This is a genomic window from Commensalibacter papalotli (ex Servin-Garciduenas et al. 2014) (assembly GCF_000527695.1).
In the GTDB taxonomy this organism is placed as follows: domain Bacteria; phylum Pseudomonadota; class Alphaproteobacteria; order Acetobacterales; family Acetobacteraceae; genus Commensalibacter; species Commensalibacter papalotli.
Genome location: NZ_ATSX01000002.1, coordinates 332138 through 347298 on the forward strand (window position 1 = coordinate 332138; position 15161 = coordinate 347298).

Sequence of the window (15161 nt, forward strand, 5' to 3'; positions counted from 1 at the left end):
TAATTGAAAATGACTGCAGTTATTTAAATGGTCTTTTAACTCTTGTTACAAAAACCATAAATTATCTGAGTAAAAAATCAAGCTTGTTTGTGATATTTGTTCAAAGATTAATCAGTTTTTAAATTATCCAACCGATCAACTTTGCGTAAAGAAGGAAATAAGACTATCCAGAAACAGGCAATGATAATGGTGCCTATTCCACCTATAACAACGCTATTGACTGGGCCTACAACTTCAGCAAGCATTCCACTTTCAAATTCGCCTAATTGATTAGAAGATCCAATAAAGACCATATTAACCGCAGAAACACGTCCTAACATATCATTAGGGGTTAAAAGTTGAATTAATGTGCTACGCACAACAACGCTGATGACATCCGCCCCCCCCAAAGCGGCTAGACAGATAACAGATAAAGTTAAATTAGTTGAAAGACCAAAAATAATCGTAGCTATGCCAAAGATAAAAACAGCAACAAACATTTTTTTACCCGCATTACGTTGGATTGGGTATTTGGTTAAATAAGTTGCAATTAACAAAGCACCAATTGCAGAGGATCCTTTTAAAATCCCCAATCCAACAGGCCCACAATGAAGGATGTCTTTGGCATAAATAGGCAGCATAGCGGTGGCTCCACCTAATAAAACTGCAAATAAATCTAGTGAGATAGCGCCTAATACGCGAGGTCGAGAAAAAATAAAACTAATACCTCCAAAAAGATTTTTAATAGATAAAGGCATGGGTGTTTTTTGGATGGGTTTAAATTGAATGGTAAATGTTGCGATGGCAGCTAATAAAAAACTGACTGTGCAAACGATATAAGTCAGATCAGCACCAAATCCATATAAAATCCCTCCAACCGCTGGGCCTAAGATCGAAGCGGTTTGAAATAAAGAGGACGAAAGAGCTGTGGCTTGAGGGAAATAATTTGTTGGAACAATATTAACTAAAAATGTTTTCTGACACGGCATTTCAAAAGACCGTGCACAACCAAATAAAATCAAGATTATATACATTAAAGTCGGGGTTAATTTATTATGAAAAGACTCCCATGCTAAAATTATGGCACAGAGTGCCTCGATAATGAGGCAGATCACGACAATATTTTTACGATTAAACCGATCCGACATATGTCCTGCTGGTAAAACCAAGATCAGCAAAGGAAAAAACATTGCCAATCCAACGAATCCAAGGGCGGCGGCACTGTGGGTCAGGTCATAGATTTGCCATCCCATAGCAACGGATAAGGTTTGCAAAGCAAGAGAGGAAAAAGTACGACCAAAAATAGCTGCTAACAGACCTGGATATTGGATGAGTTGTTTAAAAGTGGGGGTATTTGAAGGAATGTTCATTAATAAAATAACTAAATAGAGAGGTATATTTTTGTAAAATTGATATCATAGTTTAATTTTACTATATAGACAATAATATCTATATTTAGTATTATATAGAAAATAATATAACTATATATATGAATTTAGATGAAACAATTTACTAAAATTACAGAGCTTGCTCAATATACTAATGAACAACTAGAACGAGGCGGTGGGTTGTTTGGACCTAGCCCTGAGAATGAGGCAGGGCAGAAATTTTGGCTAAAAAGTAATGATCAGTCTTTAGCTGAAAATACAATTCTGTTAGAAACATTAAAGCTCTTTATGAAAAGAATATATGCTCAAGAACACTCTGAAGAAGAAAGTATAAAGTTTTTTGATCAACTGATTTGCCAAGCTTTTTATAATGCACAATTATATCCAGGTGATGTTTTTGCTGGGGAAAAGCTACTAAAAAATATTATCGATTCATAGGACATAGCTAGTTTATAGATATATCATAGCGCATTTTATTTTGCTTTGTTCTATGTTACTAAATTATTATGAGTGATAATACGATTTATCGATTGATTGAACCTTATCAATATGAGCAAGAGATTAAAAAAAGTATCTTTCTTGCTCATGCAGTTCCTGTTGCGTCTGAAGAACAAGCACAGGAGTGGTTGCAAAAGTTGAGGGTGCCAGAGGCAACACATAATTGTTGGGCATATCGAATTGGACAGAAATATCGCAGTGATGATGATGGAGAGCCCTCTGGAACAGCAGGTCGTCCTATTTTACAAATTATTGAAAAACAAAATTTTGATCAGGTTTTGATTTTAGTGATTCGATGGTTTGGTGGGATAAAACTGGGGGCTGGGGGATTAATTCGTGCTTATGGTGGCACAGCGGCGGAATGTTTGCGGCAAGCACCCCGTGCAGAATATATTCCACAAAAAACAGCAAGCATTTTATGTTCTTTTTCCGATCATGCTTTACTCAAAGCGCGGATAGTCGAATATGATGCCCAAATTATTAGTGAAGAGTTTGGTGCAGAAGTAGAAATGAAAATTACTGTCCCCGAAGATACTTATGTAGCATTATATGATCGTGTTTTAGACCTTACACGGGGACAGGCTGTGATTATAGAAGACGGTTAAAGATCAGTTCCACCAACGGTTAGGCCAGACATTTTCAATGCAGGTTGACCAACACCAACAGGAACGCCTTGTCCTGCTTTACCACAAGTACCAACCCCTCTATCGAGTTCCATCTTATTCCCAATCATGGTAATTTTAGTCAAGGCATCAGGGCCATTACCAATCAAGGTTGCCCCTTTAACGGGATGAGTTACCTTACCATTTTCGATGAGATAGGCTTCTGATGTAGAGAACACAAATTTACCAGAGGTAATATCGACTTGCCCACCACCAAAATTAACCGCATAAATACCACGTTTTGTGTTAGAAATCATATCATCAAGTGATGCATCACCAGCCAGCATAAATGTATTTGTCATTCGAGGAATAGGGGTATAGGCAAAAGATTGCCTGCGACCATTGCCTGTAGATTGTTTATTCATTAATCGAGCATTTAAACGATCATAAATAAAACCTGTTAAAATACCATCCTCGATCAATGTTGTGCGCTGAGTTGGGGTGCCTTCATCATCAATGCTGAGGCTACCACGACGTTGATTAATTGTACCATCATCAATAACGGTTACACCAGGAGCAGCAATCCGTTGTCCCATCAGACCAGCAAACGCAGAGGTCCCTTTGCGGTTAAAATCACCTTCCAGTCCATGACCAATGGCTTCATGAAGTAAAATACCAGGCCATCCTGCGCCTAAAACCACGTCCATTTCCCCAGCAGGGGCAGGTTTGCTTTGTTGGTTTACTAAAGATTGATGTAAAGCCTCATCAACTGCGGCCTTCCAAAGAGATTCTTGGGTAATTTCATCATATCCATAACGCCCACCACATCCATAAGAACCAATTTCTCTACGTCCATCTTCTTCGGTAATTACAGATACATTTAAACGCACCAACGGACGAATATCAGCTGTTCTAAATTGATTGGCACGGATAATTTGAATAGCCTGCCATTCCCCAGAAATAGAGGCGCTGACTTGCACAACACGGTTATCTTTGCTGCGTGCATAATTATCAATTTCGTGAAGTAAATGTGCTCTGGCAGAAAAGCTTCCTTGTTGCAAAGGATTTTCTGGATGATAAAGACGCTGGTTTGTTGCAATGGGATTTTCCGACATTGTGCCACTGCGTCCCATTTTAAGTTGACTGACGGTTTCACCTGCACGTTTTAAGGCTTGATCATTAAGCTCATTTGAATGTGCAAAGCCTGTTTCTGTCTCTAGAACTGATCGTAATCCAAAACCTGAGGTAATATCGGTCGTTGCCGTGCGAATAGTCCCATCATCAATAGAGATCATCTCACTTTCACAATATTCCAGAAATAACTCCCCATCATCCATACCGTTTAATGTGTCATGAACAGATTTTTCAGTTTGCTCACGATCCAGTTGGCTGGATGAACCATTGAAAAATAACTCATCTGTCATAGCAAGCGCATTAATAGGGTCAGTCATGAAGATTACCTTTATGATAAAAGAATAGAGTGATTAGGCCGAGATTTGTTTTGATACTCGTGTTCGATGTAGGGCGATAATTAAGGTTGTCAATAGAATAACTGCAAATGCTTGATGTACAGTTCCCGCCCATACAGGCACAACCAGTAATAATGTTGTAACACCCAAAGCATATTGAATAAGAACCGCCCAACCCATCATCATAATCGAGTCTTTAATAGATTTTGAAGATCCTGACTTTAGGCCAATAAACAAAGTTACAAAGATCATGATCACAGTTATCGTTGCCAATAGGCGATGATTAAATTGAATAGCCGCAATATTCTCTATAAAATTAACTAAAAATGGAGATAGAGAGGCATAATCAGTTGGAACCAGATGGCCATTCATTAGTGGAAATGTATTAAAAGAATGCCCAGCATGTGTTCCAGCGGTAAATCCACCAGCAACAATTGTGAAGCAAATTAAAACGATATCAATCCATAATAAGGTTCGAATAGATTTTGTTGTAATTTTATCTAGACTTTGGTCTGGTTCTGGATTTCTTACGTTTAAACCTGTCCATAAAATAGCGATATATAGCGCAATAGCACAGGATAAATGTAATACAAGTCGAACGGGTTCAACGGCGGTGCTATTTGCTTCAAATCCAGAATGCACCATAAACCAACCAATTCCCCCTTGTAATCCACCCAAAACAATGAAAAGACACATTAATAGAGCTAGTTTTTTAGTGATTGCACCTTTGATAATAAAGTAAATCAAAGGGATAAGAATAACAAATCCAATGAGCCTACCCAGGAAACGGTGGCTCCATTCTGCCCAAAAAATCTGTTTAAATCCATCTAGACCAAAACCATTATTTAGGATTTGATATTGCGGAATGGTTTTATAGAGCTCAAATTGCCTTACCCATTCAGAATGGCTTAATGGAGGCAACATCCCCGTAACAGGTTTCCAATCCATGATGGATAATCCTGATCCTGTAAGACGGGTATATCCTCCAAGGGCAATCATGCAAAGCAGCATGAAACAAATAAAAAATAACCAGTTTGATATGGATTTATTGTATTGCATGGCTAGAGAATTATCTTCATAAGGGTTATAAGAGATCGTTTATATAAAAAAATATCCTTATTTGATTTTTAGTCTTATAAACAATTTTTAGCAAGTCGAGCTTTTTTAAATAATAATTTAAAGATAGGTCATGAATAGTCAATTACAGTCAACAAAACAGCTTTCATTGATCAAACAATTTTATAAACCTGTATTAATGGTGGTTGGAATTGCTCTGGTTGCTTTTTTTGCACGATATTTTCATGGGTTGGATTTTTTTCTTAGTGACCATCATATGCTGCAAAGAGGTGCCAAGGGACAGATTATATTCTTGCTGATTGCGATTTTGATGTGTGCAATAGGGTTTCCACGGCAAGTTGTGTGCTTAACAGCTGGGGTTGTCTATGGATTTTGGCTGGGTTTTTTATATGCTACGATTGCTACGATTGTGGGGGCGATAACAACATACAGTTGGGCTTTGTGGCTGGGTAAAGATTGGGGCGCAAAATATTTGGCACATTCTAAATTAAAAAAAATAAATAATTTTATTCGTAAAAACCCATTTAATGCGGTGCTTATGTGTCGTTTAATGCCTATTGGCTCGTCTGTTGTTTTAAATACTACTGCGGGTGTAGTTGGAATTGGTTGGCTTCCTTTTTTAGGGGCAACTTTTTTAGGAAGTATGCCACAAACGATTGTTTTCGTGTTGCTTGGTGGTGGGGTCAGAATTGGCCATACAGGGCAAATTGTTATGAGTGCGATTTTATTTATAGCCTCTGCGGGTTTAGGTGTATTTTTGATGAAGCGTTCTTTTTCCAAGAAAAATGACTTGTTAATCCGTTAGATTCCTTTTTATAGTGATGGGATGGCTTTTTTTAAAAAGGAAAAACTGATAATGAAATTATATACCAAACCTGGTGCATGTTCTACTTCTGGTCATATTGCTTTATATTGGGCTAAAGCAAAATTTGAAGCTGAAAATGTTACCCCAGAACTGTTACAAGATCCAGAATTTTTAAAGTTGAATCCTATGGGGCAAATTCCCGTTCTGGTTGATGGAGATTTTGTTTTAACGCAAAATGTTGCTATTTTAAGCTATATTGCGGAATCTTTTCCTGAAGCTAAATTATTAGGAGATGGCAGTTTAAAACAAAAAGCTGAAGCTCTGCGCTGGCTTGCATTTGTAAATGCTGATGTGCATCCTGCTTTTGCGCTGATTTTTGGTGGAAAAAAATATAGTTCTGACGAGACGGTGATCGCTGCTTTGGATAAAGGTGCACGTACACGTTTACAAAAATTATATACACAAGCGAACGATCAATTAAATGGTAAAGAGTGGATTGCAGGTTTTCGCAGTGTTGCTGACCCTTATTTATTCATGACATTAACGTGGGCGAAACGTTTGAAAATAGATTTATCGGCTTTGACAAATTTGCAAAAATTTGAAGAGAGAATGGAAAAAGATTCAGGCGTCATTGCAGCGTTTAAAGCTGAAGGTCTGATTTAGGATTTAAATTTTGGACGATGATATGACTGATTACTTGCCTTTTTCACCTATATTTCGATTGAATCCACCTCATTTTGATTCAGAGGTGACAGTGATCAGAGAAATTCATGATGATAAAGAATGGGTAAAACCAGATTTTTCGTTTTCATATCGTCGTTTACAACAATTTTCGCTACCAGATGAGTGGGATAACGAATTTCCCTGCAAACATATCGCTTATAATTTTTTGTTTAAAGATGCTGTTATTAGTTCTGAAAGCGGACTATTGCAAACGAAAAGTGGACGGATGGTTGCGGACAGTTTTGACCATGCGCAATCAGCCTTGGACTTGTTTAAATACGCCAATAAACAAAGAGAGATTGCGATTTTAAAACCTAAAAAAAAGTTGTTAGGGTGTTGGCTGTCCTTATTATCTTCTAATCAAGATAATTATTATCATTGTTTGATTATGAATATAGGAAAGCTTTTTCAAATTAATTCCTCAGAAGCGGAAATGATGGATGGCATTCTGATCCCTTATCATTTAACAGATGTTGAATCCCGTGCATTTAAGCTTGCGATTAACCAAGTTTTTGGGGATCGGAATATTGATATTGTCAGAGTACAATGGGGACAGTCCTTTGAGGTGGAAAAAGTCATTTTCCCTTGGAAAGCGGTGAGTGTATTTGCTGGATATACGCATTCTGGTGTGATTTCTTTTTTTCGAGAAATTTCCTCTTCGTTATACACAGAGGGTATTTCTTTTCCAAAACGTTTTTATATTGATCGCAGGGAAGCTTGTAATCGTAAGTTGCATAATGAAGATGAACTTGTTTCTTTTTTAGAACAAAATGGTTTTGCAATTATTCAGTTAGAATATTTATCATTTGATGAACAGGCCTTATTATTTGCTCATGCAGAATATATTATTGGTGCTCATGGTGCAGGCCTTGCGAATACAGTTTTTTGTAAGCCAGGTACAAAAATTATAGAATTAATGCCTCATACATTGTTAAGATGGTGTTATCGACAAATTGCTATGGTTGCAGATTTATCTTATGAATGCGTGATTACACGCAGTAATTCTGAAGCTGAAAATAAGCCACCAGCATGGGGATCACATATTATTTCTATCCCTGATATGCTGGATGCGTTAAATCACTAGGGTTGGCTCTGTCCCAAAATTTTGCTTTCATTATTAGGAAGCTCTTGGTGATGTAAAACGGCTTGAAGAATTCCATTCATGACCATTTCTGCAGTAAAGTCACGATAATGGATAGGATCCCAAAAGCTGGTGCGTTTTTGTGTAAAATGATTGGGTAAGGCAAAATCTATAGCGATCATATTGGGTGTTTTTTTGGCAAGATTGCCTAAATTTGCTTTACATGCTTTCCAACTGACATCTGTCCATCCACCTGAATTTCCGTAAAACTCTTCAGAGAAAGGAGGGATAATAATGATTTTAGCAGTTTCTTTGGGAAGTTTATTGATCATATGTTGTAATCTGGGCAAAGCAGGCTGAACAGGGGTCCTCCCATTAGGTAAAGAGTTGTCAGCTTGAACCCATTCAGAAAAGGTTTTATTGACTTTTTGAGGATCGTAAACAAAAGATGCTGGTAATAAAGGGGTATATCCATCTGACCCATAACGTTGTTTTTTAAAACCAATAAGCCAAGCAAATTGATTAGCTGCTTCTTGAAGCGCGTATTGGTTAGCCATTTTTAAATAGCCTATCCATGGTGAGCCTTCATACATCCAAAGAGGCAAAGGCCTGCTTGCATATTCTGGATCTCCAAAACACCAAATATTGTCAGTATTAAATATAACCATTTTTGGATGGGAATGATGCATTAAAAAAAGATTATAAATCTTTTCTTGCTCCCATGGTGTAGAGGCATTCATGGATAAATTGACGAAATGTGTATTAAAAGCTTTATCAAGAATTTGAGGTTGTAAAGGGCGACTGGTAGAGGTGCCAATAATTGCGGAATCAAATTCCTGGTTTATTGCTAGTGCAGGAAAGCTATATCTTGCATTGGTTGAGATTGGAATTCGATGAAATGGAGGAGAAAAGGGTAACATCCCCCATGGATCAACGATAATGATAAATAACCAGATTAAAAAGATAGGCCCTATTGTAAAACCTAAGAAAAACAAAGCAAATTTTCGCCAAGAATTAAAAACGGAAGTAGATGAAGGCATCAGGAATGCGTCCCCCAATCAAAAGAATAAAATAAGCCGAAGCAATACCTCCGATAATGGCAATCCATTTAGAAGGGCGTAAGTAATTATTGATTAAATTCTGACTAGAGGGACAAAATAATACGAGTAGGATAGCAAGATAAAAGACGATATTATGACGGATATTATAGGTACCAAATCCATTCATACCAATCATAGATTGCCAGATATGGGACGCTGTTGAAAAATTTTCTGCACGAAAGAGCACCCAACTAAATGATAAGAATAATAGTGTAATAATCCATGAAATGTGTCGAGGGAAACTGAAAGGTACTACTTTTTTCCATGCATGGTTGATAGTTAATCCAATGCCGTGCATACCTCCCCATGCGACAAAACTCCACCCAGCACCATGCCATAATCCAGCAAGTAACATCGTGGTAATAAGATTAGCACTTTGTCGAATAGGACCACATCGGTTTCCCCCTAATGGAATATAAAGATAATCTCTTAGGAAACGTGATAAAGTCATATGCCAACGCCGCCAGAATTCTTGTAAATTATGTGATTGATAGGGGGCATTGAAATTATAAGGAAGTTGCAATCCGAATAATAATGCGGTGCCAATTGCCATATCGGAATAGCCTGAAAAATCAAAAAAGATTTGTAAACTATAAGCGATCGCTGCAACCCACCCTTCGGTCATGTTCAAGATTTGCCCCGAAGCTGCCTGATCAAATAAAGGATTGCAGGTCATGGCAATACTCTCGGCAATTCCTGCTTTTTTGACCAAACCAATCAGGATTAAGCAAAGACCTTTACTGATATTTTCCCACAGTTGAGGATTAATAGGATTCTTTTCAAACTGAGGAATAATTTCGTTATGACGAACGATAGGACCAGAAATCAGTTGAGGAAAGAAAGTAACAAATTCAAAAAAATCAATAAGATTATAAATATGCTTATTGCCACGCCTAAGGTCGACTAAATAGGAAATTTTTTGAAAAACAAAAAAGGAAATCCCTAAAGGCATGATGATATTCCAAGTGGTATGGTGAATACCAAAGAGATCATCGATATTTTCAGCAAAGAAATTGGCGTATTTAAAGAATCCCAACATCGCAAGGTTTAAAATTACCCCACCCGTTAGCCAGCCTTTTTGTATATTCTTGCCATATTGACAGGCAATAATCCAGTTGACAAAAGTAAGCAAAACTAGAAAAGGTACAAAATGCCAGTTCCATATTCCATAAAAGAGTAATGAAGCTGAAATTAACACCAACTGCCTTAAAATTTTGATTTTTACACAATTATAAAAAGCAATCAAAACCAATGGTAAAAATAAGATTAAAAATGCTTGGGTGCTAAATAACATTTGACCGCTTTGTGAATGTAAAGAAGATTAGCCTTCTTTTGCGAGTTGAATTTTTGCATAATGTAGCAGTTGCTCTTCATTTAAAAGATAAAGCGTATCAAGTAAAGCGATTTGCAAACTTCCTGGTCCTTTGGCTTGTTTCATGGCGATATCCCCTGCTGTGCCAATTAAAACCATGGCATGTGCAGAGGCCGCCAGCGCATCAGGCTCTATTGCCAAACAGGCAGCGGTAATGGCCGAAGCACTACATCCAACACCAGTGACTTTGGTCATCATGACGTGACCATTTTTAACTTGAATCGTTTGATGACCGTTGGTGATATAATCTGTTTGTCCACTGATGGATACTATGGTTTGACAGGATAATGCTAGTTTTTTAGCGGCATCTAAAGCGTGCTCAGGCTGGTCTTTACTATCCACTCCATGTCCAGTATGATGTGTTACTTGTTTTGTATAATAATGATACAAAGCAATAATTTCTGAAGCATTGCCACGAATAGTCGTAGGGTGGTAGTTTAGGAGTTCGACAGCTATTTGTGAACGATATGTACAAGCCCCAACACCAACAGGGTCCATGACCCATGGAATCTGATGTTCAGATGCTGTTTTAACTGCAAGTAATATGGCTTGGGCTTGTGGAGCCGATATGGTTCCAAGATTGATAACCAATGCTTTGGCCTTCTGCACAAACTCTTGCACTTCTTCCTTGGCATTAATCATTGCAGGAGAAGCCCCCAGCGATAGTAATATATTCGCGGTGAACTGCATAACAACCATATTGGTAATATTATGAATCAAAGGGTTGTTTTGACGGATTTTCAGTAAAGTTTGTGCAACATGAATGGGTGTGAACATTGATAAAAGCTTTAAATGACAAATAGAAAAGTTATTTTTCTTGAGTTATATTATTTGTAAAGAAAAACGCTTTGTTTTTAAAGTGTATTTAATGAAAATATTTTATTTTGTGTGTTTAAATAAATAAGTAAGGATATTTATTGTGGATCTAGGTTTAAAAAATAAAAAAATAGTTATTAGCGGTGGATCCAAAGGCATTGGGTTTGCGATTGCACAACAATTTATTGCTGAGGGTGCCGAAGTTTATATTTGCGCACGCCAACAAAAAGGAATTGATGAAGCGGTTGCGGCTTTGGGTAACAAAGCACGTGGAGCAGTCGTTGATATATCTGACCCTAAGCAAATCAAAACTTGGATTGATCAAGCGCATAAAGAAATGGGCGGTATTGATATTGTTGTTTCTAATGTCAGCGCTCTTGCCTCTGGTTCTGACTTGGAAACTTGGAAAAAAGCTGCTGATATTGATTTGTTTGGTAATATTGCTTTGATGAATGCGACCGTTCCTTATCTAACTAAACAGAAAAGTGGAAATATTATTATTATTTCTACGGTTTCTGCGGTTGAAATAGATGGGTTCTCTGAACCTTATGGTTCATTAAAAGCGGCATTAAATCATTACGGAAAATCTCTGGCGTTGAGATTAGCAAATGACAATGTGCGTGTGAATATGGTTTCCCCTGGAAATGTTTATTTTAAAGGAGGAATTTGGAATAAAATTGAAACAGAAAATCCAGATTTCTTCCAAGAATGCCTTAAGAAAAATCCTATGGGTAAAATGGTTACAGCAGAAAGCGTTGCGTCCAGTGTTTTATTCTTGGCCAGCCAACAAGCTGAATTTATTACAGGGTCGAATTTAGTAATTGATGGTGGTTTAACAAAAAAAGTATTCTGATATTTGATATAAAAAATTGGTGCTGTTGTTCTTTTTTACGGTAGCTTTGATTGGTAAAATAAGTAATTTTATTACTTGTCTTGAAGATAATAAAATGAGTATGGTTCAACAAATATAGCTGTAAATAATTAGGTGAGATTTAGATATGGAAAATTCTTCTCAGGTTAGAAAAATTGTTACTTTCTTAAAATCACATCCTAATCAACGTTTTACGGCCAGAGAAATCGCCGAAGCATTAATTGCACAATATCCTGAATTTTATACGTTGAAACGTCAAAATAGCCGCCAAAAATTTGTGACAGATGCGGCTTTCGTAAATCAAATTGTTGCTGAAATTGGATCTCGTGCAACAACAATGCTGTCGAAATATCCAGTAATAGAAATCCAAAATCAGCCAAGACCAAGGAAGTATTGGTTTTCTTTTGGTTTAACGGATGTTGAATTTACTCTTCCTGAACAAGATGTTGAAGAACAAGAGGAGGAGTTACAATCAAAAACGGTAATATTATCTGAAAAAGAAATGTACTCTTTGTTGTGTCAATATTTGGAGCAAATGGGATTAATTACCAAACGTTTAGATGAAAAAAGATCTAAGAATAGTAAAGGAAAGCATGCGAATAAATGGTTACATCCTGATATTGTGGCAATGCAACCTATCCCTGATCAATGGGATTATTTTGTTCAAAGCTGTGTGCAAGCAGGGGGTGGGGATATGCTGCATCTTTGGGCGTTTGAAGTAAAAAAGACAATTACAATGTCAACAATCAGAGCGGATTTTTTTCAAAGTGTTAGTAACTCTAGTTGGGCAAATTATGGATATTTAGTTTGTGCTGCTATTGAGGGGAAAGATACAGAGGAAGAATTACGGATGTTATGTTCTTTGCATGGGATTGGTGTGATTAATTTAATTACAGAAAATCCGTCAGAAAGCAGTATTTTAATTCCTGCTCATTTTAAAGAAAAACCAGACTGGCGTTCTATTAATCGTTTGGTTCAAGAGAATAAAGATATGGAAGATTTTATTAAACATGTTGCGAATTACTATAGAAGTGGTTTGCTTATTAAGTAATACGCAACATGATAAATATAGCTTTAATGCATATGAAGGATAGGAATATTTAAATATTTTAGTAAATCAACTGTTTTACTGCCAAAAATCATATTATATAAAGAGTGATTTTCAAATGCACCCATAAATAAAATATCAATACATTGTTCTTGTACGGTACGAATAACAGTATCTTCAATATTTCCCCCTCCTAAGATAAAAGAGGAAATCACTTTATATCCAGCTTGTTCTAAGGTTTTATGTGCCCAGTTGAGCTCTTCTTGGCGTCCTTCAGTTTGCTTTCCTGACATAACCAAATACAACGGAATAGATGAAAACAGTTTTTTTTCTGCTAAATATTGAACCAAACGTTTAGAAATATTACTGCCACTAAAAGCCAACATGCTATTTTGTGGTGCTTTAAATTCTTCAGCAATTGTCAAAATGGGCTTGTGAAGTGTGCGGATAATTTGTGTTAAACTATTTCCAATAATCTCTTGATGTTTTTGCGTGTCTTCTCCACGGCGACCCAGAATTAGTAATTCTATATTGGCTTCATACTCAATAATTTTATCTTTAAAATATCCATATTCCTCGTGAATCTCGACAAGGGAAGGGTCTATTCCTGTTGCCAAAGCACGTTCATAATAAGTGTTTAAAAGCACTCTACGAGGTGTTTTTTTATTAACATCAATCTGACTTGACGGTACAGGGCAATCGCCAATATGCAGCAATTCCAAGGGTTGCTTTATTGAATTAGCAATCCAAGCTGCATAATCTGTAACATAGGCAGAATAGGTAGATTGATCAATACAAGCAACGATTTTAGTGTTTTCCATAAAGATATTCCTACCCCTTTATTATTGGTGCTATTGTTACCTATAAAGCAAAAAAGAATCAAATATAATCATCATCTGTATCGTAAAATTACTCAAGTGTGATTTTTAATTAATCATATCCAAATTTATCATTAAAAAAGGTTATTTATATTTCTATAAATAACCTTTTAAGTTTTAAGTCATTTTGTAATCAATACCCGGTTGTTTCAAACGGATGAAATAGGTCAATATGGCGGCAAAATAATATAAAAGCCCATAGATAATGAAAACACCATAATTACCAAAACCAATAAAGTAAATGACAGATACCAACGCATTACCCAGGAATTGGCTAAGCCCTCCTCCAAGATTTTGAATAGAAACAGCAGCGCCTTTTCTTTCAGGGGCTAACATTGGAAAAATGGCTCCCATAGGAACAAAGGAGGTAATAGTAAGTGCAAAGAAAAGCATTGCGGCAATACTGGCATAAATATTACCTGGGAATAATGTGGGGATATAGTATAGTAGAATTGTCGCGGTTCCACATCCAACAAAACCCGCCCAGCGCATTTGCTTTAACCAACCAATACGATCCCCGATAATGCCCCATAAAACGTTACTAAAAGGTTGCAAAGGATAAATGAAAATACTGATTAATTGCCATTGATGTAAGGTAAATTGTCCACCATCATTTGCGGTCATAAAGTTTGGTAATACTACTGTTAAGACACCAAATAAAGAGAAGTTACAGATGGCTCTGATTACTAATGCAATAGCCAGATCTCTACTGCGGAAAACAAGTGTTAAATCACTGACAATATCACTCATTCGTTCGCCAAGAGATGGCTTTACTGTGTGTTGAACCTCAGTTTTATTTTCTGGTGGCGTTTTTAAAAAGAAAATTGTAATTGCAGCACCAGCAGAAGCCCAAATTAATGCTTGCCAAAGAGTAAACTCAGCTCCCATCTTTTCAACAAAGAAATAAGGAATACCATATCCTATAATTCCATAGCCAATTGTAAACATTGACCAAATCCAACCTACGGCAGATGCAAGTTGATTATCAGGTGTTTCTTTGACTACCCAATAAAAGAAACCATAAAAGAATAAAGGATAAGCAAATCCTCTAAGTCCATAAAAAATAAAAATAGCATAATAGTTTTGAGGAACAATACCAAACTGCATAAAGGCAGCATGCAGAACAATCCACATGATCACGCCGATAACCATGATTCTTTTAGCACCAAAGGTTTCTGCAAAAACCCCTGATAACCAACTGGAAATAGCTGCTGTTAATCCATAAATAGAAAAGATTAAGCTGCCCTTATCTTCAGCCACACCTAAGTCATGATGAATATAATGGGCCAAGAAACTTTGTTCAAAGCCATCTCCAGCCATAAATAGGGCAACGGCAATATATCCCCAAAAAAGGGAAACAGGCATGCCGATGACCATACGGGATTTTGCTTGGGAATTGCTCATTTGTGATGTCCACAAAAAATATTGGGTAAAAAGGGAGGAAAAAGCCCGTA

The 15161-nt window shown here is 36.8% G+C and carries 16 protein-coding genes; 8 read left to right on the top strand and 8 right to left on the bottom strand.

Annotated features, from left to right (window positions below; all coding sequences use genetic code 11):
* Positions 1-107: 107 nt before the first annotated feature.
* Positions 108-1349 carry an MFS transporter gene (locus COMX_RS08545; RefSeq protein WP_051462042.1) on the bottom strand — a complete coding sequence of 414 codons (1242 nt, stop codon included), beginning with the start codon at positions 1347-1349 and terminating at the stop codon, positions 108-110.
* A 129-nt stretch (positions 1350-1478) separates the two neighbouring features.
* Between COMX_RS08545 and COMX_RS08550 the strand changes: the two genes are divergently transcribed.
* Positions 1479-1805 (top strand): hypothetical protein, encoded by a 327-nt coding sequence (locus COMX_RS08550; protein WP_034339934.1) that lies wholly within the window; start codon positions 1479-1481, stop codon positions 1803-1805.
* A gap of 68 nt (positions 1806-1873) precedes the next feature.
* Positions 1874-2470 (top strand): IMPACT family protein, encoded by a 597-nt coding sequence (locus tag COMX_RS08555; RefSeq protein WP_034339937.1) that lies wholly within the window; start codon positions 1874-1876, stop codon positions 2468-2470.
* Here the strand turns inward: COMX_RS08555 and tldD are convergent.
* A complete protein-coding gene (tldD, locus tag COMX_RS08560; protein WP_034339940.1) occupies positions 2467-3918 on the bottom strand; it encodes a metalloprotease TldD in 1452 nt (483 codons plus the stop codon). The two genes, COMX_RS08555 and tldD, sit on opposite strands and share 4 nt — an antisense overlap.
* Positions 3919-3951: 33 nt before the next feature.
* Positions 3952-4947, bottom strand: coding sequence for a COX15/CtaA family protein (locus COMX_RS08565; protein WP_235176848.1), 996 nt, complete (start codon positions 4945-4947; stop codon positions 3952-3954).
* Here COMX_RS08565 and COMX_RS11390 point away from each other — a divergent pair.
* From COMX_RS11390 to COMX_RS08580, 4 genes are all read left to right on the top strand, one after another.
* Positions 4883-5017 carry a hypothetical protein gene (locus COMX_RS11390; protein WP_255343292.1) on the top strand — a complete coding sequence of 45 codons (135 nt, stop codon included), beginning with the start codon at positions 4883-4885 and terminating at the stop codon, positions 5015-5017. The two genes, COMX_RS08565 and COMX_RS11390, sit on opposite strands and share 65 nt — an antisense overlap.
* Positions 5018-5125: 108 nt before the next feature.
* Positions 5126-5818 carry a TVP38/TMEM64 family protein gene (locus tag COMX_RS08570; protein ID WP_051462043.1) on the top strand — a complete coding sequence of 231 codons (693 nt, stop codon included), beginning with the start codon at positions 5126-5128 and terminating at the stop codon, positions 5816-5818.
* Positions 5819-5869: 51 nt separating this feature from the next.
* Positions 5870-6481, top strand: coding sequence for a glutathione S-transferase family protein (locus tag COMX_RS08575; RefSeq protein ID WP_034339944.1), 612 nt, complete (start codon positions 5870-5872; stop codon positions 6479-6481).
* Positions 6482-6503: 22 nt separating this feature from the next.
* On the top strand, positions 6504-7625 hold the full coding sequence (locus tag COMX_RS08580) for a glycosyltransferase family 61 protein (RefSeq protein ID WP_152534198.1): 1122 nt from the start codon (positions 6504-6506) through the stop codon (positions 7623-7625).
* On the opposite strand, the gene COMX_RS08585 is transcribed toward COMX_RS08580, so the two are convergent.
* From COMX_RS08585 to thiM, 3 genes are read right to left on the bottom strand one after another with little or no spacing between them, the layout of a single operon-like run.
* Entirely contained in the window at positions 7622-8662 is a 1041-nt protein-coding gene (locus COMX_RS08585; RefSeq protein WP_034339951.1) for a hypothetical protein, read from the bottom strand. The two genes, COMX_RS08580 and COMX_RS08585, sit on opposite strands and share 4 nt — an antisense overlap.
* A complete protein-coding gene (locus COMX_RS08590; protein WP_034339954.1) occupies positions 8637-10016 on the bottom strand; it encodes an MBOAT family O-acyltransferase in 1380 nt (459 codons plus the stop codon). Before COMX_RS08590 ends, COMX_RS08585 begins: the two co-directional genes overlap by 26 nt.
* 27 nt (positions 10017-10043) lie before the next feature.
* On the bottom strand, positions 10044-10871 hold the full coding sequence (gene thiM, locus COMX_RS08595; protein WP_034339957.1) for a hydroxyethylthiazole kinase: 828 nt from the start codon (positions 10869-10871) through the stop codon (positions 10044-10046).
* 142 nt (positions 10872-11013) lie between these two features.
* Here thiM and COMX_RS08600 point away from each other — a divergent pair, with 142 nt between their 5' ends.
* Complete coding sequence (locus tag COMX_RS08600; protein WP_034339960.1) at positions 11014-11763, top strand: SDR family NAD(P)-dependent oxidoreductase; 750 nt, start codon at positions 11014-11016, stop codon at positions 11761-11763.
* A 145-nt stretch (positions 11764-11908) separates the two neighbouring features.
* The gene (locus COMX_RS08605; protein ID WP_034339963.1) at positions 11909-12832 is read left to right on the top strand and encodes a COG2958 family protein; all 924 of its coding nucleotides are present in this window, start codon (positions 11909-11911) and stop codon (positions 12830-12832) included.
* 23 nt (positions 12833-12855) lie between these two features.
* On the opposite strand, the gene COMX_RS08610 is transcribed toward COMX_RS08605, so the two are convergent.
* Positions 12856-13650 carry a universal stress protein gene (locus tag COMX_RS08610; RefSeq protein ID WP_034339966.1) on the bottom strand — a complete coding sequence of 265 codons (795 nt, stop codon included), beginning with the start codon at positions 13648-13650 and terminating at the stop codon, positions 12856-12858.
* 174 nt (positions 13651-13824) lie between these two features.
* Positions 13825-15111, bottom strand: coding sequence for an MFS transporter (locus COMX_RS08615; RefSeq protein ID WP_034339969.1), 1287 nt, complete (start codon positions 15109-15111; stop codon positions 13825-13827).
* Between the last annotated feature and the right edge of the window lie 50 nt (positions 15112-15161).